The sequence below is a fragment of the Pseudomonas sp. SCB32 genome (assembly GCF_009189165.1).
Classification (GTDB): Bacteria; Pseudomonadota; Gammaproteobacteria; order Pseudomonadales; family Pseudomonadaceae; genus Pseudomonas.
The window spans coordinates 4,185,539-4,208,036 of record NZ_CP045118.1 but is presented as its reverse complement, the minus strand read 5'-3'; the positions used below and the strand labels follow the sequence as shown (position 1 = coordinate 4,208,036).

Annotated in this window: 20 protein-coding genes; 15 read left to right on the top strand and 5 right to left on the bottom strand. The window is 65.0% G+C overall.

Translation table 11 applies throughout. From position 1 onward, the window contains the following. Positions 1-140: 140 nt before the first annotated feature. The 4 genes from GA645_RS19205 (at position 141) to sthA (ending at position 5,869) form a co-directional block, all read left to right on the top strand. Positions 141-1,604 (top strand): glyceraldehyde-3-phosphate dehydrogenase, encoded by a 1,464-nt coding sequence (locus GA645_RS19205; protein ID WP_152224562.1) that lies wholly within the window; start codon positions 141-143, stop codon positions 1,602-1,604. 106 nt (positions 1,605-1,710) lie between these two features. Next, positions 1,711-3,108, top strand: coding sequence for an amino acid permease (locus GA645_RS19200; protein ID WP_152224561.1), 1,398 nt, complete (start codon positions 1,711-1,713; stop codon positions 3,106-3,108). A 110-nt stretch (positions 3,109-3,218) separates the two neighbouring features. Continuing rightward, positions 3,219-4,262: an FAD:protein FMN transferase gene (locus GA645_RS19195; protein WP_372239812.1), complete on the top strand. Its 1,044-nt coding sequence runs from the start codon at positions 3,219-3,221 to the stop codon at positions 4,260-4,262. A gap of 212 nt (positions 4,263-4,474) precedes the next feature. After that, positions 4,475-5,869 (top strand): Si-specific NAD(P)(+) transhydrogenase, encoded by a 1,395-nt coding sequence (gene sthA, locus GA645_RS19190; RefSeq protein WP_152224560.1) that lies wholly within the window; start codon positions 4,475-4,477, stop codon positions 5,867-5,869. 42 nt (positions 5,870-5,911) lie between these two features. Here sthA and GA645_RS19185 read toward each other — a convergent pair whose 3' ends face one another. From GA645_RS19185 to GA645_RS19175, 3 genes are read right to left on the bottom strand one after another with little or no spacing between them, the layout of a single operon-like run. Next, the gene (locus GA645_RS19185) at positions 5,912-6,634 is read right to left on the bottom strand and encodes a glycerophosphodiester phosphodiesterase (RefSeq protein WP_152224559.1); all 723 of its coding nucleotides are present in this window, start codon (positions 6,632-6,634) and stop codon (positions 5,912-5,914) included. Continuing rightward, positions 6,631-6,948: a phosphodiesterase gene (locus GA645_RS19180; RefSeq protein WP_152224558.1), complete on the bottom strand. Its 318-nt coding sequence runs from the start codon at positions 6,946-6,948 to the stop codon at positions 6,631-6,633. The genes GA645_RS19185 and GA645_RS19180 overlap by 4 nt, the downstream gene beginning before the upstream one ends. A gap of 14 nt (positions 6,949-6,962) precedes the next feature. Then, entirely contained in the window at positions 6,963-7,538 is a 576-nt protein-coding gene (locus tag GA645_RS19175; RefSeq protein WP_152224557.1) for a PilZ domain-containing protein, read from the bottom strand. 124 nt (positions 7,539-7,662) lie between these two features. Here GA645_RS19175 and GA645_RS19170 point away from each other — a divergent pair, with 124 nt between their 5' ends. From GA645_RS19170 to GA645_RS19160, 3 genes are read left to right on the top strand one after another with little or no spacing between them, the layout of a single operon-like run. Next, the gene (locus GA645_RS19170; RefSeq protein WP_152224556.1) at positions 7,663-8,916 is read left to right on the top strand and encodes a lipoprotein-releasing ABC transporter permease subunit; all 1,254 of its coding nucleotides are present in this window, start codon (positions 7,663-7,665) and stop codon (positions 8,914-8,916) included. Continuing rightward, positions 8,909-9,607, top strand: a complete 699-nt coding sequence (gene lolD, locus GA645_RS19165) for a lipoprotein-releasing ABC transporter ATP-binding protein LolD (RefSeq protein ID WP_152224555.1) — start codon at positions 8,909-8,911, stop codon at positions 9,605-9,607. Before GA645_RS19170 ends, lolD begins: the two co-directional genes overlap by 8 nt. An 11-nt stretch (positions 9,608-9,618) precedes the next feature. Beyond that, positions 9,619-10,866, top strand: coding sequence for a lipoprotein-releasing ABC transporter permease subunit (locus GA645_RS19160; protein WP_152224554.1), 1,248 nt, complete (start codon positions 9,619-9,621; stop codon positions 10,864-10,866). Positions 10,867-11,038: 172 nt separating this feature from the next. Here the strand turns inward: GA645_RS19160 and GA645_RS19155 are convergent, their stop codons facing one another. Then, complete coding sequence (locus tag GA645_RS19155) at positions 11,039-11,569, bottom strand: DUF2062 domain-containing protein (protein WP_152224553.1); 531 nt, start codon at positions 11,567-11,569, stop codon at positions 11,039-11,041. A gap of 164 nt (positions 11,570-11,733) precedes the next feature. Between GA645_RS19155 and GA645_RS19150 the strand changes: the two genes are divergently transcribed. The 8 genes from GA645_RS19150 (at position 11,734) to murB (ending at position 18,579) form a co-directional block, all read left to right on the top strand. After that, a complete protein-coding gene (locus GA645_RS19150; RefSeq protein ID WP_152228205.1) occupies positions 11,734-13,944 on the top strand; it encodes a DNA internalization-related competence protein ComEC/Rec2 in 2,211 nt (736 codons plus the stop codon). A gap of 71 nt (positions 13,945-14,015) precedes the next feature. After that, positions 14,016-14,651, top strand: a complete 636-nt coding sequence (locus tag GA645_RS19145) for a MotA/TolQ/ExbB proton channel family protein (protein WP_152224552.1) — start codon at positions 14,016-14,018, stop codon at positions 14,649-14,651. Continuing rightward, a complete protein-coding gene (locus GA645_RS19140) occupies positions 14,648-15,094 on the top strand; it encodes a biopolymer transporter ExbD (protein WP_152224551.1) in 447 nt (148 codons plus the stop codon). Before GA645_RS19145 ends, GA645_RS19140 begins: the two co-directional genes overlap by 4 nt. After that, positions 15,094-16,092 carry a tetraacyldisaccharide 4'-kinase gene (gene lpxK / locus GA645_RS19135; RefSeq protein WP_152224550.1) on the top strand — a complete coding sequence of 333 codons (999 nt, stop codon included), beginning with the start codon at positions 15,094-15,096 and terminating at the stop codon, positions 16,090-16,092. The genes GA645_RS19140 and lpxK overlap by 1 nt, the downstream gene beginning before the upstream one ends. A gap of 52 nt (positions 16,093-16,144) precedes the next feature. After that, positions 16,145-16,330 (top strand): Trm112 family protein, encoded by a 186-nt coding sequence (locus GA645_RS19130; protein ID WP_081519465.1) that lies wholly within the window; start codon positions 16,145-16,147, stop codon positions 16,328-16,330. Positions 16,331-16,334: 4 nt separating this feature from the next. Continuing rightward, positions 16,335-17,099: a 3-deoxy-manno-octulosonate cytidylyltransferase gene (gene kdsB, locus GA645_RS19125; protein WP_152224549.1), complete on the top strand. Its 765-nt coding sequence runs from the start codon at positions 16,335-16,337 to the stop codon at positions 17,097-17,099. Beyond that, on the top strand, positions 17,099-17,563 hold the full coding sequence (locus tag GA645_RS19120; protein ID WP_152224548.1) for a low molecular weight protein-tyrosine-phosphatase: 465 nt from the start codon (positions 17,099-17,101) through the stop codon (positions 17,561-17,563). The genes kdsB and GA645_RS19120 overlap by 1 nt, the downstream gene beginning before the upstream one ends. Continuing rightward, positions 17,560-18,579, top strand: a complete 1,020-nt coding sequence (murB, locus tag GA645_RS19115; protein ID WP_152224547.1) for a UDP-N-acetylmuramate dehydrogenase — start codon at positions 17,560-17,562, stop codon at positions 18,577-18,579. The genes GA645_RS19120 and murB overlap by 4 nt, the downstream gene beginning before the upstream one ends. 252 nt (positions 18,580-18,831) lie before the next feature. On the opposite strand, the gene rne is transcribed toward murB, so the two are convergent. Next, on the bottom strand, positions 18,832-22,038 hold the full coding sequence (gene rne / locus GA645_RS19110; RefSeq protein WP_152224546.1) for a ribonuclease E: 3,207 nt from the start codon (positions 22,036-22,038) through the stop codon (positions 18,832-18,834). Positions 22,039-22,498: the final 460 nt, after the last annotated feature.

Genomic DNA, 22,498 nt, shown 5'->3' with positions numbered 1-22,498 from the left:
GGGCGTTCGTGGCTCCGGTCGAGGGATTTGACCGGTCGGATTGTAACTATCCCGATTGACGGATGTCAGTCATACGACCGCTGCGGATTGCCGGCGATTGTTCACGCCGTCATAATGTAGCCCCTTTTTTCTTCTCCTACATGTGGAAGGTATTGCCCGTGACCCAGAAGCCCGACCAGTGTCTCGGTGAGTGGATCGATCGTGAAGCCCTCGCGGAAGCCATGATTCCGCTGATCGGCCAACTCTACCGTAACAACAACGTGGTGACCTCGATCTACGGCCGTGGCCTGATCAACCGTTCGGTGATCGCGATTCTCAAAGCGCACCGTTTCGCCCGTCACCGCCTGGCCGAAGGCGGCCTGTCGGTACACGACACCTTCCCGATCCTCAAGGCGATGAGCGAGCTCAAGCTGGGCGCCGCTTCCGTCGACCTGGGCAAGATGGTTGCCAAGTTCAAGGCCGAAGGTAACGGTCGCAGCATCGAGCAGTTCACCAAGGACGAACTGGCCGACGTGGTCGGCAAGCAGAACGGCGGCGCCCGCGAAGGCACCGACGTCGTCCTGTACGGCTTCGGCCGCATCGGCCGCCTGCTGGCGCGCATCCTCATCGAGAAGACCGGTGGTGGCGACGGCCTGCGCCTGCGTGCCATCGTCGTCCGCAAGGGCGCCGAGAACGATCTGGTCAAGCGCGCCAGCCTGCTGCGCCGCGACTCCGTGCATGGTCCGTTCGAAGGCACCATCACCATCGATGAAGAGCAGAACACCATCACCGCCAACGGCAACCTGATCCAGGTGATCTACTCCAACGACCCGGCGTCGATCGACTACACCCAGTACGGCATCAAGAACGCCCTGCTGGTCGACAACACCGGCAAGTGGCGTGACGCCGAAGGTCTGGGCCAGCACCTGAAGTGCCCGGGCGTAGACCGCGTGATCCTGACCGCTCCGGGCAAAGGCGCGCTGAAGAACATCGTTCATGGCATCAACCATGGCGACATCACCGCTGACGACAAGATCGTTTCCGCCGCTTCCTGCACCACCAACGCCATCGTGCCGGTGCTCAAGGCCGTGAACGACCAGTACGGCATCGTCAACGGCCACGTCGAAACCGTTCACTCGTTCACCAACGACCAGAACCTGATCGACAACTTCCACAAGGGCAGCCGTCGTGGCCGCGCCGCGCCGCTAAACATGGTGATCACCGAGACCGGTGCCGCCACCGCAGCCGCCAAGGCCCTGCCGGTTCTGAAGGGCAAGCTGACCGGCAACGCCATCCGCGTTCCGACGCCGAACGTCTCCATGGCGATCCTGAACCTGAACCTGGAAAAGGCCACCAATCGCGAAGAGATCAACGAGTACCTGCGCCAGATGGCCATGCACTCGGACCTGCAGAAGCAGATCGACTTCGTCTCCTCCCAGGAAGTGGTGTCCAGCGACTTCGTCGGCTCCCGCCATGCCGGTGTCGTCGATGCCGAGGCGACCATCGCCAACGACAACCGTGTCGTCCTGTACGTGTGGTACGACAACGAGTTCGGCTACAGCTGCCAGGTCGTCCGTGTGATGGAAGAGATGGCTGGCGTCAACCCGCCGGCTTTCCCGCACTGATCCAGGCGGACTAGAGAAACGGGAGCTCTCGGGCTCCCGTTTTTCGTTAGTGGCACCCGATACCAACGATAAAATCTGCCAATCCCTGAAAGTGGAAAGACTTCGAATGGATGGACAACATCTGCATGAAGGCGAGCTGAAGCGCGGTCTGAAGAACCGCCATATCCAGCTGATTGCCCTCGGCGGCGCCATCGGCACCGGCCTGTTCCTGGGTTCGGCCGGCGTTCTGCAATCGGCCGGCCCGTCGATGATCCTCGGCTACGCCATCGGTGGCTTCATCGCCTTCCTGATCATGCGCCAGTTGGGTGAAATGATCGTCGAGGAGCCCGTTGCCGGTTCCTTCAGCCATTTCGCGCACAAGTACTGGGGCGGTTTCGCCGGCTTCATGTCCGGCTGGAACTACTGGGTGCTGTACATCCTGGTGGGCATGTCGGAGCTGACCGCTGTCGGCAAGTACATCCAGTTCTGGTGGCCGGACTTCCCCACCTGGGCGACCGCGGCGGTGTTCTTCGTCCTGATCAACGCCATCAACCTATTCAACGTAAAGGCCTTCGGCGAGACCGAATTCTGGTTCGCGATCATCAAGGTCGTCGCCATCATCGGCATGATCCTGCTCGGCATCTGGCTGCTGGTCAGCGGCACCGGTGGCCCGCAGGCCTCGGTGAGCAACCTGTGGGCCCACGGCGGCTTCTTCCCCAATGGCTGGAAGGGTCTGGTGATGGTCCTGGCGATCATCATGTTCTCCTTCGGCGGTCTTGAGCTGGTGGGCATTACCGCGGCCGAGGCCTCCGAGCCGAAGAAGGTGATCCCCAAGGCGATCAACCAGGTCATCTACCGCATCCTGATCTTCTATATCGGCGCCCTGGCCGTGCTGCTCTCGCTGTACCCCTGGGATGCCCTGCTGCAGAGCATCAGCAGCGCCGGCGATCCCTACAGCGGCAGCCCGTTCGTGAAGGTGTTCTCGCTGCTGGGCAGCGATTTCGCGGCCAACGTGCTGAACTTCGTGGTGCTCACCGCCGCGCTGTCGGTCTACAACAGCTGCGTGTACTGCAACAGCCGCATGCTCTACGGCCTGGCCGAGCAGGGCGATGCTCCGCGCGCCTTCGCCAAGGTCGACGACCGTGGCGTGCCGCTGCTGGCCATCGGCGTTTCGGCCTTCATTACCCTGGCCTGCGTGGTGGTCAACTACGTGATCCCGCACCAGGCGCTGGAGCTGCTGATGTCCCTGGTGGTCGCCGCCCTGGTGATCAACTGGGCGATGATCAGCCTGGCCCACATGAAGTTCCGCAAGGCCATGGTGGCCAAGGGTGTGCAGCCGTTCTTCCGCGCGCTGTGGTACCCCTTCGGCAACTGGCTGTGCCTGGCCTTCGTGGTGTTCATCCTCGGCATCATGCTGCAGATCCCGGGCATCGACGTGTCGGTGTACGCGATTCCGGTGTGGGTCTTGCTGATGGGTGTCTGCTACCTGTTCAAGCGCAAGTCCGCGGCCCAGGCGAACGCCTGAGTCGATCGGGAAACGGGAGCTTCGGCTCCCGTTTTCTTTTGGTAATGCACCTTTGCCAGAGCGGAAACAGTGGCGCCGGGTGCTTGCGGTAGAATGCCGGCGCCGCGCGCCTGGCGGCGAAGGAGAGAACCTTGTCCCGTGCAAGACTGCTGATCGCGCTGTTGATTGCCACGCCTCTGTTTGCAGGCCTGGGTGGTTGCGGGCAGTCCGTCGAACACTTCGGCGGCCCGACCATGGGCAGCAGCTATACGGTGCAGTATGTGCCGACCGGCCAGTCGCCGGATGCCGCGAAGCTCAAGGCCGAAGTCGAGTCGATACTGACCGGCCTGGACGAGCAGTTCTCCACCTACCGAGACGACTCCGTGGTATCGCGCTTCAACGCCCTTCCGGCCGGTGCGTGCATGGCGATGCCGGCGGACATGCTCAAGCTCTGGCGCTACGGCGAGGAGCTTGCGCAGCAGAGCGACGGCGCTTTCGACCTGACGGTCGAGCCGCTGATGAATCTCTGGGGCTTCGGCCCGCAGTCGCGCAAGGAGCAGGTGCCCGATGCAGCCGCCCTTGAGCTCGCGCGTGCGCGCGTCGGCCACCAGTATCTGTCCCAGGGCGGAGAGAGCCTGTGCAAGTCGGTGGATGTGCAGCTGGACTTCGACAGCATCGTGGCTGGCTATGCGGTGGACAAGGTCAGCGAGCGCCTGGCCGAGCAGGGGCTGAAGGACTTCCTGGTGGAAATCACCGGCGAGCTCAAGGCGGTGGGCCACAAACCCGACGGCACGCCCTGGCGCATCGCGCTGGAAGTGCCCAACGGCGAGCGCGAGCGGCAGGTGGAGCGCTCGGTGGCGCTGGACGGCTTCGGGCTGTCCACCTCCGGTGACTACCGCAACTATTTCGAAGAAGGTGGGCAGCGCTACTCGCACACCTTCGATGCGCGCAGCGGCAGGCCGGTCAGGCATGCGCTGGCAGCGGTCACGGTGGCCGATGCGCAGGTGTTGCATGCCGATGGCCTGTCGACCCTGTTGATGGTGCTGGGGCCGGAGGAGGGCTATACCTTTGCCGAGCGGCACGGCCTGGCGGCGTTCTTCATCGTGCGCCAGGGCGATGGTTTCGTCACCCGCGTGACGCCGCGCTTCGAAGCGCTGTTTCCGACGCCTGAATGAAAGCTTCGCCGGGCATGATGGTCCGCCACGAAGGAGGTCGGCGGCATGTAGTGGCGGCAAAACTCGCCTACCTGCCGACCAACCGCTAATGTGCAGCCTTTTGCCGCAGGGCTAAGCTGCGCCAATGATTTCGATCCGCCTCGGCGCATGTGGTGCCGGGGCTTTGCCGGGAGCGCCAAGCGGGCGTCCCGGCCTGTTCTGAAGGAGTACGCATGGCTGTCTACAACTACGACGTGGTGATTCTCGGCACGGGCCCGGCAGGCGAGGGGGCGGCGATGAACGCCTCCAAGTACGGGCGCAAGCTGGCGGTGGTGGACAGCCGTCGCGTGGTCGGCGGCAACTGCACGCACCTGGGCACCATTCCGTCCAAGGCGCTGCGTCACTCGGTGAAGCAGATCATCGAGTTCAACACCAACCCCATGTTCCGCCAGATCGGCGAGCCGCGCTGGTTCTCCTTCCCGGACGTGCTGAAAAGCGCCGAGAAGGTCATCAGCAAGCAGGTTGCCTCGCGCACCGGCTACTACGCGCGCAACCGCATCGATATGTTCAACGGCACCGCCAGCTTCGTCGACGAGCGCACCGTTGAGGTGGTGACCCCTAGCGGCGCCGTGGAGCGCCTGGTGGCCGACCAGTTCGTCATCGCCACCGGCTCGCGTCCGTATCGCCCGTCGGACATCAACTTCAACCACCCGCGCGTCTACGACAGCGACACCATCCTGTCCCTGAGCCACACCCCGCGCCGTCTGATCATCTACGGAGCCGGCGTGATCGGTTGCGAGTACGCCTCGATCTTCAGCGGCCTGGGCGTGCTGGTGGACCTGGTCGATACCCGCGACCAGCTGCTGAGCTTCCTCGACGACGAAATTTCCGATGCGCTGAGTTACCACCTGCGCAACAACAACGTGCTGATTCGTCACAACGAGGAATACGAGCGCGTGGAAGGCCTGGACAACGGGGTGATCCTGCACCTGAAGTCGGGCAAGAAGATCAAGGCTGACGCCCTGCTGTGGTGCAACGGCCGCACCGGCAATACCGACCGCCTGGGTCTGGAGAACATCGGCATCAAGGTCAACAGCCGTGGCCAGATCGAGGTGGACGAGAACTACCGTACCTCGGTTTCGAATATCTACGCCGCGGGCGACGTGATCGGTTGGCCGAGCCTGGCCAGCGCCGCCTACGACCAGGGTCGTTCGGCCGCCGGCAATATCGTCGAGCACGATGGCTGGCGTTTCGTGAATGACGTGCCGACCGGCATCTATACCATTCCGGAGATTAGCTCCATCGGCCGCAACGAAAGCGAGCTGACTGCGGCGAAGATTCCCTATGAAGTGGGCAAGGCCTTCTTCAAGGGCATGGCCCGCGCACAGATCTCCAACGAGCCGGTGGGCATGCTGAAGATCCTGTTCCACCGCGAAACCCTGGAAATCCTTGGCGTGCACTGCTTCGGCGACCAGGCTTCGGAGATCGTCCATATCGGCCAGGCGATCATGAATCAGCCGGGCGAGCTGAATACCCTGAAGTACTTCGTCAACACCACCTTCAACTATCCGACCATGGCCGAAGCCTACCGCGTAGCGGCGTTCGACGGCCTGAACCGGATTTTTTGAAATACCCCGACCGGCGGCCTGAGCCGGTCGGGGGGAACCTGCTCAGCGATTCCCGATCGTGGCAGTGGCCAAACCGGGAAAGTCTGTAATCAGGCTATCCACGCCAAAATCAGCGAGCCGGCGCATCAGGGCCGGCTCGTTGACCGTCCATACAGACACATGCAGGCCCTGCTTCTGCGCCTTGAGCAGCCGCTCCGGGGTGCACAGCATCCAGTTCAGCGCCAGCAGATCGCAGCCGTAGTGCGCGGCGACCTTCAGCGGGTCGAGCCAGGCGTACTCGGCCACCAGCCCGCGGGACAGCTCCGGCGCCAGTTCTTCCAAGGCGCGCAGGACGGTGCGCGAGCTCGAAGTCACGGTAATCCGGTCGCGCAGACCGAAGCGGCCGACCAGTTGGTGGATCGCCTGTACCGTGCGACCCGCGCGCTCCTTCGAGGCACTTTTGACCTCCAGCTGCCAGTGCTCGAACTCGCAGCGCTCGAACAGCTCCGCCAGACGCGGGATGGGGCAGGGGCGCACCCAGCCCGGCCCGCCGTCGCGGGCGTCCATGGTGACCAGATCGTCCGCCAGTTGCTCGGAGACCTTGCCGCGGCGGCCGGTGGTGCGCTTGAGCGTCGGGTCGTGGATGACCATCAGCTCGCCGTCGCGGGACAGGTGCAGGTCCAGTTCGCAACGCTTCACGTTGTGTTCCAGGCAGCGCTGGAAGCTGGTCAGGGTGTTTTCCGGCGCTTCGCCTTTGGCGCCGCGATGGCCATAGATCAGAGTCACTGGGGCTCCTTGGGAGACGGATTCTGGGGAGAGTTGGGGTATTGGGCGTGGTACTGGCGCACCGCATGGATGACGCGGCGGCTCTCGAAATAGACACTGAACTCGCGGTAGTCCCAGCGGGTGATTGGTGGCTTGCCGACTGGTGGGTGTTCCTCGTCCGGCAGGCCGAAGCGTTCCAGCACCTCTTTCTGGGTCTCGCCGCCGGCCGGGACGACGATATGCGAATCGCCCTGGTCGCCGATCGGTATTTCTATCGTATCGGCCATCAGTGGCAGGGGTGTGGCAAGGCAGAGCAGCAGAAGCAGGTGACGCATGCGGTTCCCTTCGTTCATTCGCCGCGGGCCTTGGCCAGGCGGCGTTCCAGAGCCTGGCGCTGGAGGATGTGGCGGGCCAGCAACTGGCGCTGGGCATCGCTGAGTGTCTCGAACTCGGTGCCGATCTCGTAGCTTCCCTCGGGGTGTTGCTGGCAGTGGGTGACCTTGGCGCGCAGCAGCAGGCCCAGGCCCTGGGGCAGCAGGACGATCTTAAGTGCCAGGCCCTGGCCGAGCGCAAGGGGCTGGTCGTCGCGGAAGTCTATGCCGCCCTCGGACAGTGTGACCTGGCGGGCCGGACCGATCTCGCGCAGCAGGCTCTGGGTCAGGGCCTGGGCAATCAGGTCGATGCGCTTGTTGATTACCTTCAGGTAGCTGGCCAGCGGGCGGTCGCGCTCATTGATATGACGCAGCAGGTGCTGCGACTCGAAATCGGTCAGGTGCAGGTCGCTGAGCAGATTGAACAGCGCGGAATCATCCTGAAGCACTTCTCCCGACTGGATCTCGTCCTCGCGCAGCGGGCGAAATTCCAATGCGAGCGTGTCTTCAATACGATAGTATTCGCGGCGGTCATCCGCGTCTGGAGTGGACATGGCGAACCCACGGCGGCAGTGATGGTCTGAGTGTAAAGCCGCCTGCCGAGCCTCGCCACACGGAAGTCGCACGCCAGATGGAACTGACGCCCGACGCACTCTTCATCTTCTCAATCGGCCCCACATGTTCAGACCTCTTTCCGTCTACATCGGAACGCGCTACACACGCGCCAAACGCCGCAGCCACTTCGTTTCCTTCATTTCGCTCACCTCCATGATCGGCCTCGCGCTGGGCGTGGTGGTGATGATCGTCGTGCTCTCGGTCATGAACGGCTTCGACCACGAGATGCGCACCCGCGTGCTGGGCATGGTGCCCCACGCCACGGTCGAGTCCTACCAGCCCATCTCTGACTGGCAAGGCATCGCCGGACAGATCAAGACCCAGCACCCCAACGTGCTGGAGGTCGCGCCCTTCATCCAGATGCAGGGCCTGCTCAGTGCCGGCGGCACGGTGCAGAAGGTGCTGATCAACGCGGTAGACCCGAACGAGGAGAGCAAGGTCTCGATCATCGACCAGTTCTTCCAGGAAGGCTCGCTGCAGAGCCTCAAGCCCGGCGAGTTCGGCATCCTGATCGGTGACAAGGCGGCGAAGAATCTCGGCGTGAAGCTGGGCGACAAGGTCACCTTCATCGCCCCGGAAGTCTCGGTCACGCCGGCCGGCATGTTCCCGCGCATGAAGCGCTTCACCGTGGTCGGTACCTTCCACGTCGGCGCCGGCGAGCTGGACGGCTACGTCGCCATGGTCCACATCGACGACGCCGCGCGCATGCGCCGCCTCAAGGATGGCCAGGTCGAAGGCCTGCGCCTGAAGCTCGACGACCTGTTCCAGGCGCCGCGCACCGCCTGGGAAATCGCCCGTACCCTGAAGGGCAACGACTACTTCGCCCGCGACTGGACCCGCAGCCACGGCAACCTGTACCAGGCCATCCGCATGGAGAAATCCATGATCGGCCTGTTGCTGCTGCTGATCGTCGCGGTCGCCGCGTTCAACATCATTTCCACCCTGGTCATGGTCGTCACCGACAAGAAGGCCGACATCGCCATCCTGCGCACCCTGGGCGCCACGCCGGGGCAGATCATGGCGACATTCATGGTCCAGGGCACGGTGATCGGGGTGATCGGTACCCTGATCGGCGGCGTGCTGGGCATCCTCGCGGCGCTCAACGTCAGCGACGCCATCGCCCTGCTGGAACGCCTGCTGGGCCACAAATTCCTCAATGCGGACGTCTACTTCATCGATTACCTGCCCTCGCAACTGATGAGCGAGGACGTGATCCTGGTGTGCGGCGCCGCGCTGGTCCTGAGTTTCTTCGCCACCCTGTATCCGGCCTGGCGTGCGGCCCGCACCCAGCCCGCGGAGGCCTTGCGTTATGAGTAAGCCGACCCACCACGACCTGGCCGTCCTGAGCTGCCGCGACCTCGGCAAGCGCTACGAGGAAGGCCCGCAGTCGGTCGAGGTCCTCTCCGGTGTGCAGCTTGAGCTTTTGCCAGGCGAACGCGTCGCCATCGTCGGCAGTTCGGGCTCGGGCAAGAGCACCTTGCTGAACATGCTCGGTGGCCTCGATACGCCCAGTACCGGCAGCGTCTGGCTGGCCGGCGAGCAGTTGTCGGCGTTGAACGAGAAGCAGCGCGGCCTGCTGCGCAACCGCGCGCTGGGCTTCGTCTACCAGTTCCACCACCTGCTGCCGGAGTTCACCGCCCTGGAGAACGTCTGCATGCCGCTGCTGATCGCCAAGACGCCAATCCCCGAGGCGCGCCAGCGGGCGACCGCGCTGCTGGAGCGCGTGGGCCTGGGCCATCGCCTGAGCCACAAGCCGGCCGAGCTTTCCGGCGGTGAGCGCCAGCGCGTGGCCATCGCCCGTGCCCTGGTGAATACGCCTCAACTGGTGTTGCTCGACGAGCCCACCGGCAACCTCGACCAGCACACCGCCTACGGTATCCAGGAGCTGATGCTGGAGCTGTCGCAATCCTTGCGCACCGCCTTCCTGGTGGTGACCCACGACACCCACCTCGCCCAGCAGATGGACCGTGTGCTGCGCCTGGAGGAGGGGCGGCTGGTCGCCGCCTGAGGGATAACGGAATGTTCAGACCCCTGTCCGTCTTCATCGGCACCCGCTATACCCGTGCCAAGCGACGCAACCACTACATCTCGTTCATTTCCCTGACCTCGATGATCGGTCTCGCCCTGGGCGTGCTGGCGATGATCGTGGTGCTGTCGGTCATGAACGGTTTCCAGAAGGAAATGCGCTCGCGCATCCTCGGCATGGTGCCCCACGCCGTGCTGCAACCGGTCAGCGGTCCGCTGAACGACTGGCAGCACGTGGCCGACGCGGCGAAGAAGAATCCGCAGGTGGTTGGCGCGGTGCCCTACACCGAAGTCGACGGCATGCTCTCCTACAAGGGCCTGATGCAGCCCATCGAGGTCGATGGCGTCGATCCGGCGCTGGAAACCCAGGTATCGATTATTGGCCAGCACATGGTCCAGGGGCGCTTCGATGACCTGAAGGCCGGTGAGTTCGGCGTCGTCATTGGCGAGATCACCGCGCGGCGTTTCCACGTCAGCGTCGGCGACAGCCTGCTGCTGATCGTCCCGGAGCCGAGTACTGCGCCCGGCGGCATCACCCCGCGCATGCAACGTCTGAACGTCGTCGGCGTGTTCAAGGTCGGCGCCGAGCTGGACAGCACCCTGGCGCTGGTCCACGTGGATGACGCTGCCAGCCTGATGCGCTGGCAGCCCGGCCAGGTGCAGAGCGTGCGCATCGCCCTGAAGGACCTGTTCCAGGCGCCCGACATTGGTGCTGCCATCGCCAAGCAGTTGGGCGACGGTTACCGCTCGGTGGACTGGACCCACACCCAGGGTAGCCTGTTCAGCGCGATGAAGATGGAAAAGACCATGATCGGCCTGCTGCTGTTGCTGATCGTCGCGGTCGCCGCCTTCAACATCATCGCCACCCTGATCATGGTGGTGGCCGACAAGCGCGCGGACATCGCGATCCTCCGCACCCTGGGTGCCACGCCGAAGCAGATCATGGCGATCTTCATGGTGCAGGGCACGGTGATCGGGCTGATCGGCACCGTCATCGGCTGCGTGCTCGGCGTGCTGGCGGCATACAACGTTACCGCCATCGTCTCGACCCTGGAGCGCGTCGCCGGCACCCACGTGTTCAACTCGGACATCTATTTCATCAATTACCTGCCGTCCGACCCGCAGGTGCTGGATATCGTCCTGATCTGTGTCGCGGCGCTGTCGATGAGCTTCCTCGCCACGCTCTATCCGGCCTGGCGTGCGGCCTCGACCCAGCCGGCGGAGTCGCTGCGTTACGAGTGATTCACCGGGCTACGAAAAAGCCGCCCCTCGGGGCGGCTTTTTCATGTCTGCCATCGGTGGCTGGGATTGGTGTAGGAGCGGACTCTGTCCGCGATTGGCCGGCCGCGCTCCCTGATTGGCAGGAGTGGCGTTGAAGCAATCGCAGACGAAGTCCGCTTCTACGGGGACCTCGTCAAATTCCGTTTTGCAGATTGCGCAGCGCCCGGCGCCGCCGCCAGCTGCGGCCGATCCACCAGCGCCAGTAGCCTGCAGTGGCCAGGTAGCCAAGGATGCCTACCAGGATCCCGCAGATCACCGAGCCGAGCAGGAACGGCTGCCAGAGCATCGACAGCTCCCCGCTGATCCACTCCCAGGTCAGGTGGTCGGGCAGGGTGCGCGCAGGGACGCCCATGACCCACGCGCCCATCTTGTAGGTGCAGTAGAACACCGGCGGCATGGTGATCGGGTTGGTCAGCCAGACCAGCCCGACCGAGATCGGCAGGTTGGCGCGCACCCAGATCGCCAGCGAGGCAGCCAGCAGCATCTGCAGCGGGATCGGGATGAAGGCGGCGAACAGACCCATGCCCATGGCGCGGGACACGGAGCGGCGATTCAGATGCCAAAGGTTGGGCGACTGGATCAGCGGTCCGAGAAAGCGCAGGCCCTTGTGGTTTCTGATGCTCTCCGGATCCGGCATGTAGCGCTTGAAAATTCGGCGCGGCATGGAGGAAATCTCTGGCAGACGGACGACGGCCCATTATGCCTAGCTAGGTGACAGTCATTCGTTGCCAAGTATGTCCGTGTGTAACCGCAGGGGCCCGATCGCCGATCGGCCGGACCAGCGGTCATGCGGTGGCTCCAGGGAGGAGTCCGTTGCCTCGTTCAGGGATGTTCGCGCTGGCCGTCGGGCTGCTGGCGGTGCGCTGGTTATCGGCCATTCCAGGCGGATGGGTGCTGTTGCTGCTGGCTGTGCTGGCGTTGCCCCTGCTGTTCACCCGTGGCTATTTCATCGGCCTGTTCCTGCTCGGGTTCGCCTGGGCTTGCCAGTCGGCGCTGTGGGCGCTGGATGACCGGCTGGCCAGGGACCTCGACGGGCGCACGCTATGGCTGGAGGGCCGGGTAGAGGGGCTGCCGGATCGCTCCGGGGCTTCGGTGCGCTTCATGCTTTCCGAAGTTTCCAGCCCGCGTGCTCAGGTGCCTGGAACGTTGCGCCTCTCCTGGTTCGATGGCCCGCCGGTTGAGGGCGGGGAGCGCTGGCGTCTGGCGGTTAAGCTCAAACGCCCCCATGGCATGGTCAATGGCGCCGGGTTCGATTACGAGGCCTGGCTCACCGCGCAGCGTATCGGTGCTACCGGCAGCGTAAAGGATGGGCAGCGACTGGAGACGGCCAGCGGCCCACCCGCTTGGCGCGAAGCCTGGCGGCAGCGCTTGCTGGCGGTCGATGCAAACGGCCGCTCCGGCGCGTTGGCGGCGCTGGTGCTGGGTGACGCCTCCGGCCTGACCACGGCGGACTGGCAGGTGCTGCAGGACACCGGAACCCTGCACCTGATGGTGATCTCCGGTTCGCATATCTCGCTGCTGGCCGGGTTGCTCTATGCCCTGGTCGCCGGGCTGGCGCGCTGGGGCGTCTGGCCCGCGCGCCTGCCCTGGCTGCCCTGTGCCTGCCTGCTCGCCGCAACCGGCGCCTGGGCCTACAGCCTGATGGCGGGGTTCGATGTGCCGCTGCAGCGCGCCTGCATCATGGTCTCGATCGTCCTCCTGTGGCGCCTGCGTTACCGCCAGAGCGGCCTGTGGACGCCATTGCTCGGCGCCTTGCTGGCGGTGCTCATGGCCGAGCCGCTGGTCGTACTGCTGCCCGGCTTCTGGCTGTCCTACGCGGCTGTGGCGCTGCTGATCTTCGGTTTTTCCGGCCGGCTGGGGCGCTGGACAGCCTGGCGCACCTGGCTGCGCGCGCAATGGCTGATGGCGATCGGCTTGCTGCCGGCGTCCATTGCCCTCGGCCTACCACTGAGCATTTCCGGGGTGGTCGCGAACCTGATCGCCGTGCCCTGGGTGGAAATGGTGGTCGTGCCACTCGCCCTGCTGGGCTGTCTGGCATTGGGTATTCCCTGGCTGGGCGAGGCGCTGCTCTGGGTATCCGGCGGGCTGCTGGAGCTGCTGTTCCGCCTGCTGACCTGGATGGCCGGGCTCGCGCCGGCCTGGCAGCCGTTGGCGGCGCCTGCCTGGGCATTGCTGCTGGCGATGCTAGGGGCGTTGTTATTGCTGGCGCCAGCGGGTGTGCCATTGCGGGCGCTGGGGTTGGCGATGTTCCTGCCGGTGTTCTGGCCGTCGGTTGAATTGCCGCCGCCGGGGCAGGCCGAGGTTCGGGTGCTGGATGTCGGGCAGGGCCTTTCGGTGTTGATCCGCACCCGGAGCCAGGCCTGGCTTTATGACACGGGTGCGCGCAATGGCGATTTCGATATCGGTGAGCGCGTCGTCGTGCCGACGTTGCGCAGCCTGGGGATCGATCATCTGGACCTGCTGATGCTCAGCCATGCGGACAACGACCACGCCGGTGGCGCCCAAGCGGTAAAGAACTCGTTGCGGCCGCCGCAGGTGATCAGTGGCGAGCCGGAGCGCCTTTCGCCCAGGTTGCAGGCTCGGCCTTGTCGGAAAGAGCACTGGGTGATCGATGGCGTGAATTTCTCAAGCTGGGCCTGGGACGGCGCGAAGGAGAGCAATGATCGCTCCTGCGTGCTGGCGCTCGAGGCCGGCGGCGAGCGGTTGCTGTTGACCGGTGACTTGCCGCAGGCCGGCGAGCGGGCCTGGCTGGCCGAGCACCCGGATGTCCACGTCGATTGGTTGCTGGCGGGACATCACGGCAGTCGCAGCTCCTCCGGGCCTGCCTTCGTGCGGGCCCTGGGGCCATCCGTCGCGATCTTTTCCCGCGGCGCCAACAATCCCTATGGCCACCCCCATCCGTCGGTCGTCGAGCGCTTTCGCGAGCTGGGCATCCGCCTTCACGATACGGCCGAGGAGGGCGCTCTGATACTGATGCTTGGCGCCCACGGCGAGCTCCGGGGAGTGCGGGAAGGCGCACATTTCTGGCAGGAAAAATGAGACGGGGGCGATCGGCTGGCACCGGCCCCTGTGCTAGAGTGGCGCCACTTTTTTTCAGGGGATTCACCACTGTGTGGGAACTGGTCAAAGCTGGCGGCTGGATGATGCTGCCGATCTTGCTGAGCTCCATCGCCGCCATGGCGATCGTCGCCGAACGTCTCTGGACCCTGCGCAAGAGCCGCGTGGCCCCGCCGCAACTGCTCGGCCAGGTGTGGAAGCAGATCAAGGACAAGAAGATGAACAGCCAGGCCCTCAAGGACCTGCGCGCGTCGTCCCCGCTGGGTGAAGTCCTTGCCGCCGGCCTGGCCAACTCCAAGCATGGCCGCGAGATCATGAAGGAGTGCATCGAGGAGGCCGCGTCCCGCGTCATCCACGAACTGGAGCGCTACCTCAACGCGCTGGGCACCATCGCCGCCATGGCCCCGCTGCTCGGCCTGCTGGGCACCGTGTTCGGCATGATCCAGATCTTCAGTGCCTTCATGGGTGATGGCATGGCCAACGCGCCGATGCTTGCCGGCGGTATCTCCAAGGCCCTGATCACCACGGCTTCCGGCCTGATCGTGGCGATCCCGGCGGTGTTCTTCCACCGTTACCTGCTGCGCCGCGTCGATGAACTGGTCATCGCCATGGAGCAGGAAGCCATCAAGCTGGTGGAAGTGACCCAGGGCGATCGCGAAGTCGATTTCGCCGAGGAAGGCAAAGCGTGAAGTTCCGCCGCAGAGCGGGCGGAGCGGCCCGCGAGGACGTCTTCATCAACCTGGCGTCGCTGATCGATGTGATCTTCGTGCTGCTGCTGTTCTTCGTGGTCAGCACCTCGTTCACCAAGCCGGCGCAACTCAAGGTCGAACTGCCCGAGGCGGTCAGCGGTACCCCACCGGAAGCCACCGAAATCAAGCAGCTGGAAATTTCCATCAGCGTCGAAGGTCATTACGCCCTGAACGGCCAGAGCCTGGCCCGCGATGACCTGGAAAACCTGATGAACGCCATGCAGCGCGAATCCGCCGGCGACAACAGCCTGCCGGTAGTGATCACTGCCGATGGCAAGGTGAACTACCAGTCCGTGGTCACCGCGATGGATGCCGCAGGCAAGCTGGGCTTCACCCACTTGCGCATCACCACCATCGAGGCCCATTCGGACAAGAAGCCCTGATGGCGTTCTCCGATCGCCTGCTCGACGCCTGGTACAAGGGCCATCCGGCCCTTGCCCTGCTCAAGCCGCTCGAACTGCTTTATCGGCGCGTTGCCCAAGGCCGTCGGCGAGACTTCCTCTCCGGCGTCAAACCTGCCTACCGCGCCCCGGTGCCGATCATCGTCGTCGGTAATGTGACCGTGGGCGGCACCGGCAAGACGCCGATGATCCTCTGGCTGATCGAGCACTGCCGCGCCCTTGGCCTCAAGGTCGGCGTGGTCAGCCGCGGCTATGGCGCCAAGCCGCCGCAGACGCCCTGGCGCGTGCGCGCCGAGCAAGCGGCGGCGGAGGCGGGCGACGAACCGCTGATGATCGTGCGCCGCAGCGGCGTCCCGCTGATGATCGACCCGGACCGCTCCAGCGCCGTGCGCGCGCTGCTGGCCGAAGAGCCGCTGGACCTGATCCTCTGCGATGACGGCCTGCAGCACTACCGGCTGGCCCGTGACCTGGAGTTGGTGCTGATCGACGCTGCCCGCGGCCTCGGCAACGGCCGCTGCCTGCCCGCCGGGCCGCTGCGTGAACCCGCCGAGCGATTGGGCGAAGTCGACGCCGTGCTGCACAACGGCGCACCGTCTGACCCGCCGGGCGCCTTCTCCTTCGTCCTGCGACCTTCCGCCCTGGTCAACCTGGCCAGCGGCGAACGCCGTGGCGTCGAGCATTTTCCCGCCGGTCAGGCGCTCCACGCCCTGGCCGGGATCGGCAACCCGCAGCGTTTCTTCGCAACGCTCGAGGCGCTAAACTGGCGGCCGATTCCGCATCCCTTCCCCGACCATGCGGCCTACACCGCCGAGCAGTTGCGCTTCACCCCGGCGCTGCCGCTGGTCATGACAGAGAAGGACGCGGTGAAATGCCGGTCCTTCGCCGCGCCCGACTGGTGGTACCTCGCCGTCGAAGCGCAGCCCTCGCCGGCCTTCGTCGCCTGGTTCGACGCCCAGTTAGAGCGCCTGGTCGCCCGCTGATCGGCGCCGCCCAGGCGTCGCACGCATTCTATTCATGTTCAAGGAACGCACCATGGACCCGAAACTCCTCGATATCCTCGCCTGTCCGCTGTGCAAGGGCCCGCTCAAGCTCACCGACGACAAGTCCGAGCTGATCTGCAAGACCGACGGCCTGGCCTACCCGGTGCGCGACGGCATCCCTGTGATGCTCGAAGGCGAGGCGCGCACCCTGAACGTCGACGAACGTCTGGACAAGTAACTCCATGAGCCAGGCCTACACCGTCGTTATTCCCGCCCGCTACGCCTCCACCCGTCTGCCCGGCAAGCCGCTGCAGGACATCGCCGGCAAGCCGATGATCCAGCACGTCTGGGCCCAGGCCGGCAAAAGCTCCACTACCCAGGTAGTAGTCGCCACTGACGATCAGCGCATTTTCGATGCCTGCCAGAGCTTTGGCGCCGAAGTGGTGCTGACCCGTGCCGACCACAACTCCGGCACCGACCGCCTGGCGGAAGTGGCGGACGCACTGGGCCTGGCCGACGACGCCATCGTGGTCAACGTGCAGGGCGACGAGCCGCTGGTGCCGCCGTCGATCATCGACCAGGTGGCCGCCAACCTCGCCGCACACCCGGAGGCCGGTATCGCCACCCTGTGCGAGGAAATCCATGACCCGGCGGCGCTGTTCAACCCGAACATCGTCAAGGTGGTCAGCGACAAGAACGGCCTGGCGCTGACCTTCAGCCGCGCCACGCTGCCGTGGGCCCGCGATGCCTTCGCGGTGGACCGCGCAAGCTTGCCGGCCAACGTGCCGTATCGCCGCCACATCGGCATCTACGCCTACCGCGCGCGCTTCCTCCGCGACTTCGTGGCCTGGGGCCCGTGCTGGCTGGAAGACACCGAGTGCCTGGAGCAGCTGCGCGCGCTCTGGCACGGCGTGCGCATCCATGTAGCTGACGCCCAGGAAGCGCCGCAGGCTGGCGTCGATACGCCGGAAGACCTGGAGCGCGTACGGCGCATCCTGGGGGCCTGATGAAGGTCCTGTTCGTCTGCCTGGGCAATATCTGCCGCTCGCCCACCGCCGAGGGTGTGTTCCGCCACAAGGTCCGCGAAGCGGGGCTTGAGGCGCGGATCGAGATCGACTCGGCGGGCACCGGCGACTGGCACGTGGGCAAGGCGCCGGATGCGCGCACTCGCGCCGCCGCGTTGCGCCGGGGGTATGACCTGTCGAGCCTGCGGGCGCGGCAGGTCAGCGTGGCGGACTTTTCCCGCTACGACCTGATTCTCGCCATGGATCACGCCAATCTGCGCGACCTGAAGCACCTGCGCGCCGGTAATGGCAAGGCCGAGCTGGACCTGTTCCTGCGCCGCTATGAGCTGGAAATCGACGAAGTTCCCGACCCGTACTACGGCGGCGAGGATGGCTTCGAGCAGGTGCTGGACCTGGTGGAGCAGGCCTGTGATGGCCTGCTCATGGAAGTGAAGAGGCGCCTGTGACGCTGCAACTGCAAGAAAACCTGTCCCTCAAGTCCTACAACACCTTTGGTGTCGACGTCGCGGCGCGCTGGTTCGCCCAGGCCCATGACGACGCCGAGGTGCGCGCAGGTATCGCCGCTGCTGCCGAAAAGGGCCTGCCGCTGATGGTGATCGGCGGTGGCAGCAACCTGCTGCTGAGCCGTGACGTCGAGGCGCTGGTACTGCGCATGGCTTCCCGTGGAATTCGCGTCCTCAGTGACGACGGTGCGCGCGTGGTGGTCGAGGCGGAAGCGGGGGAGGTCTGGGATGACTTCGTGCGCTGGACTCTGGCCCAGGGCCTGGGCGGGCTGGAAAACCTCAGCCTGATCCCCGGCACCGTGGGCGCCGCGCCCATGCAGAACATCGGCGCCTATGGCGTCGAGATCAAGGACGTATTCGCCGGCCTGACTGCGCTGGATCGTGAAACTGGCGAACTGCGAGAATTCGGCCTGGAAGACTGCGCGTTCGCCTACCGCGACAGCCGCTTCAAGCGCGAGCCGGGCCGCTGGCTGATCCTGCGGGTGCGCTTCGCCCTGAGCCGTACGGCGCAATTGCACCTGGACTACGGCCCGGTGCGCCAGCGATTGGCGGAGGAGGGCGTGACTGTACCGACTCCGGCCGATGTGTCGCGGGTGATTTGTGCGATCCGCCGCGAAAAGCTGCCCGACCCGGCAGTGCTCGGCAACGCCGGCAGCTTCTTCAAGAACCCGGTCGTTTCTGAAGGGCAGGCGGACGAGCTGCGTACGCGCTACAGCGACCTGGTGGCCTATCCGCAAGGTGATGGCCTGGTGAAACTGGCGGCTGGCTGGCTGATCGACAAGGCGGGCTGGAAAGGCTTCCGTGACGGCGCGGCTGGCGTGCATGCCCAGCAGGCGCTGGTGCTGGTCAACTACGGCGGGGCTACCGGTACGCAGCTGTATGCGCTGGCAGGGCGTATTCGTGAGGACATCCAGCAGCGCTTTGGCGTTGAGCTGGAGATGGAGCCGAATCTCTATTGAGATAGCTCCGGATGCGAGAGAAGGGGATGCCTTGGCATCCCTTTTTTGTGCCTGCTGCTGGAGGTGGGCTCAGATGAGCCGGGCGGTGTCAGCGCTTTTTGTAGGAGCGAGCTTGCTCGCGAATTGCCTGGCTCCGGAGCCTTGGGGTTGTTCGCGAGTAAGCTCGCTCCTACGGGTAAGGCAAGCCGCCTTACCGGCAGGGCAATAAAAAAGGGGATGCAGATGCATCCCCTTTTTCGTGCCAGAAAGCTATCAGCTGTGGTGTTTTTCTACCACGTTGCCTTCTTCTTTCTCGGCTTTTTCGCCTTCAGCCTGCTCGGCAACCGATTGCTCGGTCTGCTCGATGGCTTCAGCTTCGTTCACCACTTCGGCCGCGACGGTCTCGGCGGTGACTTCAGCGGCCGGCTCGACCACGACTTCGGCTTCCACGGCAGCGGCTTCTTCAACCACGGCTTCGACAGCCGGAGCTGGCTCAACCTGCGGAGCAGCAGCTGCGGCAGCAGCCGCTTCGCGAGCCAGGCGCTCTTGGCGACGACGCTCGCGCGGGTCGTTGGAGGCGCGGCCGGTGGCGTTGGCCGGAACTGCCGAGGCAGCGTCTTCGGCGGGAGCCGGAGCGGTAGCCGGAGCTTCTTCGGCAACCACCGGAGCTTCTACCTTGGGCTCTTCGATCGGTTGGGCAACGGTTTCAGCGGCAGGCGCCGGCACTTCTTCCGCAGCGACCGGCTCAGCAGCCTGTTCGGCGGGCTTGGCCAGGAACTCGATGGTCTGCTCCAGGGCGCTTTCGGTGCGCACGGCCTCGACCACGTGCGACTCGACCGGCTGGGCGGCTTCGGAAGCGGCTTCGGCTGCTGGCTGCTGCTCGGTGGCAGCTTCGGCCACTTCGGCAACGACGGCGGCGGTAGCTGCAGCGGCAACCACGGTGGCGGTGGTCGACGCTTCGCCAGCAGCCTGTTCGGTCTGCTCGCCAGCCTCTTCACCTTCTACACCATCGACACCCGCTTCACGCTGACGCTCGCGGCGGTTGCTGCGGCGGCGCTGGCCACGGGAACGGCGACGCGGACGCTCGCCATCGGCGCCTTCCTGGTCGTCCTGCTCCAGCAGTTCTTCGTTCAGCAGCTCTTCGGATTCCAGGGCGGCGGCATCGCTGGCCTGGCGTTCCTCGCGCGGCTGACGCTCTTCACGCGGCTGGCGCTCGGCGCGCTCACCACGCGGCTGGCGCTCTTCGCGGCCCGGACGCTCGCCACGCTCTTCGCGGGGCTGGCGCTCTTCACGCGGTTGACGTTCGGCACGCTCTTCGCGGGGCTGACGCTCCTCGCGCGGCTGACGTTCGGCGCGCTCTTCGCGGGGCTGACGCTCCTCGCGGGGCTGACGCTCGGCACGCTCTTCACGCGGCTGGCGTTCCTCGCGCGGCTGACGCTCGGCACGCTCTTCACGGGGCTGACGCTCCTCGCGGGGCTGACGCTCGGCACGCTCTTCACGGGGCTGACGCTCCTCGCGGGGCTGGCGCTCGGCGCGCTCTTCACGCGGCTGACGCTCTTCGCGGGCCGGGCGCTCGGCGCGTTCGCCACGCTCGTCGCGGCGACGCTCGCCACGCTCTTTGCGCTCGTCATCACGGCGGCCACCATCGCGGCCATCGCGGCGGCGGTTCTGCTGACGGCCGTTGCGGCGCTCGCCCTGGCCTTCGCTGCGCTCTGCAGCCGGCTTCTCGGCGGCGGCAGGTTGCGGCTGCTCCGGCTTGCTGCCGGCGAACAGGCTGACCAGCGACTTCACCAGGCCCTGGAACAGGCTCGGCTCCGGCATTGGCTTGGGCGCTTCGACAACCGGCGCGGGCGCAGCTTCGGCGGCAGTCTGCTGCGGGGCAGGGGACTGCGGGGAAACGGTCTTCACCGCGGCTTCCTGGCGGACCAGGGTGCGGGTGGAACTGATCGGCTGGACTTCCTCGTGCTCGATGTGGGCCATCTCGTAGCTGGATTGACCAACCAGCAGCTCGGGGCTGTCGTCACGCAGGCGCTGCACTTCGAAGTGCGGAGTTTCCAGGTGATCGTCCGGCAGAATGAAGATGCGCGCACGGGTGCGCAGTTCGATCTTGGTGATGGCGTTGCGCTTTTCGTTGAGCAGGAAGGCGGCAACCTGGAACGGCACGCGCGCACGAACTTCGGCGGTGCGGTCCTTCAGGGCCTCTTCCTCGATCAGGCGCAGGATCGCCAGCGACAGGGATTCGACGTCGCGGATGATGCCTTGGCCGTTGCAGCGCGGGCAGACGATGCCGCTGGTCTCGCCCAGGGACGGACGCAGGCGCTGACGGGACATTTCCAGCAGGCCGAAGCGCGAGATGCGGCCGACCTGGACGCGGGCGCGGTCGGCCTCCAGGGCTTCGCGCACACGTTCTTCCACGGCGCGCTGGTTCTTCGCCGGGGTCATGTCGATGAAGTCGATGACGATCAGGCCGCCGATGTCGCGCAGGCGCAGCTGGCGGGCGATCTCTTCGGCTGCTTCCAGGTTGGTCTGCAGCGCGGTTTCCTCGATGTCGCCGCCTTTGGTGGCGCGCGCCGAGTTGATGTCGATGGAAACCAGGGCTTCGGTCGGGTCGATGACGATGGAGCCGCCCGACGGCAGCTTCACTTCACGCTGGAAGGCGGTTTCGATCTGGCTCTCGATCTGGAAGCGATTGAACAGCGGAACGCTGTCCTGGTACAGCTTCACCTTGCTCGCGTACTGCGGCATGACCTGGCGGATGAAGTTCAGGGCTTCTTCCTGGGCGTCGATGCTGTCGATCAGCACTTCACCGATGTCCTGGCGCAGGTAGTCGCGGATGGCGCGGATGATGACGTTACTTTCCTGATAGATCAGGAACGGGCCGCTGCGCTCGCCGGAGGCTTCCTTGATGGCGCCCCACAGTTGCAGCAGGTAGTCGAGGTCCCACTGCAGCTCTTCGGAGCTGCGGCCGAGGCCCGCGGTGCGGACGATCAGGCCCATGTCGCCAGGAACGTTCAGACCGTTCAGGGCTTCGCGCAGTTCATTGCGCTCTTCGCCTTCGATACGACGGGAGATGCCGCCAGCGCGCGGGTTGTTCGGCATCAGCACCAGGTAACGGCCGGCGAGGCTGATGAAGGTGGTCAGGGCTGCGCCCTTGTTACCGCGCTCCTCTTTCTCGACCTGGACGATGACTTCCTGGCCTTCGCTGAGCACATCCTTGATGTTGATGCGGCCTTCAGGGCTTTTCTTGAAGTATTCGCGGGAGATTTCTTTGAGGGGGAGGAAGCCGTGGCGCTCGGCGCCGAAGTCGACGAACGCGGCTTCGAGGCTGGGTTCGATGCGGGTGATGCGCCCTTTATAGATGTTGGCTTTCTTCTGTTCGCGCGCGCCGGACTCGATGTCCAGGTCGAACAGACGTTGGCCGTCTACCAGCGCTACACGCAACTCTTCGGGTTGAGTTGCGTTAATCAGCATTCTTTTCATGTAGTACCAATGGTTTCCGGGGCCACCGGAAACGGCGATCGGCACACACGACTCTCACGGTCGGTGCTAAGGCACGTACTCAGGAACAGCGGACCGTTCCCGTGTCCAGCGGCAGCAGGATAAATCTGCTGTGCCGCGACTACGTTTCCTGCTTGTCGAGTAAGAACAAGCACTCATCAGGAGGAGGAATCGACTGTCAGATGCGGACGATATAGGCGTCTACGTTCAAGGCATGAAAGCAACGCAATCCGACAGTTGTGCATCTCCGCCCTGCACATTTCCCTAAGAGCCGGGTGCCGCTCGCTGAATCCGGGAGCGGGGTTGGCTTTTATCACGGCTACCTTGGTTGCCGTGGTCATGTCTGAAGGCCTGGGTTTCGAGGCGCTGTCGGCGGGCGAATCGCTCATGCCGTTGCAACGCTTCCGGGGACTGCCTCGTGTCCGTTCAATGTGTTTGCAGG

Excerpts from the sequence above, each read along its gene's own strand:
- GA645_RS19205 (WP_152224562.1), top strand. The coding sequence starts at position 141 with ATGTGGAAGGTATTGCCCGTGACCCAGAAGCCCGACCAGTGTCTCGGT.
- GA645_RS19200 (WP_152224561.1), top strand. The coding sequence starts at position 1,711 with ATGGATGGACAACATCTGCATGAAGGCGAGCTGAAGCGCGGTCTGAAG.
- sthA (WP_152224560.1), top strand. The coding sequence starts at position 4,475 with ATGGCTGTCTACAACTACGACGTGGTGATTCTCGGCACGGGCCCGGCA.
- GA645_RS19180 (WP_152224558.1), bottom strand. The coding sequence starts at position 6,948 with ATGCGTCACCTGCTTCTGCTGCTCTGCCTTGCCACACCCCTGCCACTG.
- GA645_RS19175 (WP_152224557.1), bottom strand. The coding sequence starts at position 7,538 with ATGTCCACTCCAGACGCGGATGACCGCCGCGAATACTATCGTATTGAA.
- GA645_RS19170 (WP_152224556.1), top strand. The coding sequence starts at position 7,663 with ATGTTCAGACCTCTTTCCGTCTACATCGGAACGCGCTACACACGCGCC.
- lolD (WP_152224555.1), top strand. The coding sequence starts at position 8,909 with ATGAGTAAGCCGACCCACCACGACCTGGCCGTCCTGAGCTGCCGCGAC.
- GA645_RS19160 (WP_152224554.1), top strand. The coding sequence starts at position 9,619 with ATGTTCAGACCCCTGTCCGTCTTCATCGGCACCCGCTATACCCGTGCC.
- GA645_RS19155 (WP_152224553.1), bottom strand. The coding sequence starts at position 11,569 with ATGCCGCGCCGAATTTTCAAGCGCTACATGCCGGATCCGGAGAGCATC.
- GA645_RS19150 (WP_152228205.1), top strand. The coding sequence starts at position 11,734 with ATGTTCGCGCTGGCCGTCGGGCTGCTGGCGGTGCGCTGGTTATCGGCC.
- lpxK (WP_152224550.1), top strand. The coding sequence starts at position 15,094 with ATGGCGTTCTCCGATCGCCTGCTCGACGCCTGGTACAAGGGCCATCCG.
- GA645_RS19130 (WP_081519465.1), top strand. The coding sequence starts at position 16,145 with ATGGACCCGAAACTCCTCGATATCCTCGCCTGTCCGCTGTGCAAGGGC.
- kdsB (WP_152224549.1), top strand. The coding sequence starts at position 16,335 with ATGAGCCAGGCCTACACCGTCGTTATTCCCGCCCGCTACGCCTCCACC.
- GA645_RS19120 (WP_152224548.1), top strand. The coding sequence starts at position 17,099 with ATGAAGGTCCTGTTCGTCTGCCTGGGCAATATCTGCCGCTCGCCCACC.
- rne (WP_152224546.1), bottom strand. The coding sequence starts at position 22,038 with ATGAAAAGAATGCTGATTAACGCAACTCAACCCGAAGAGTTGCGTGTA.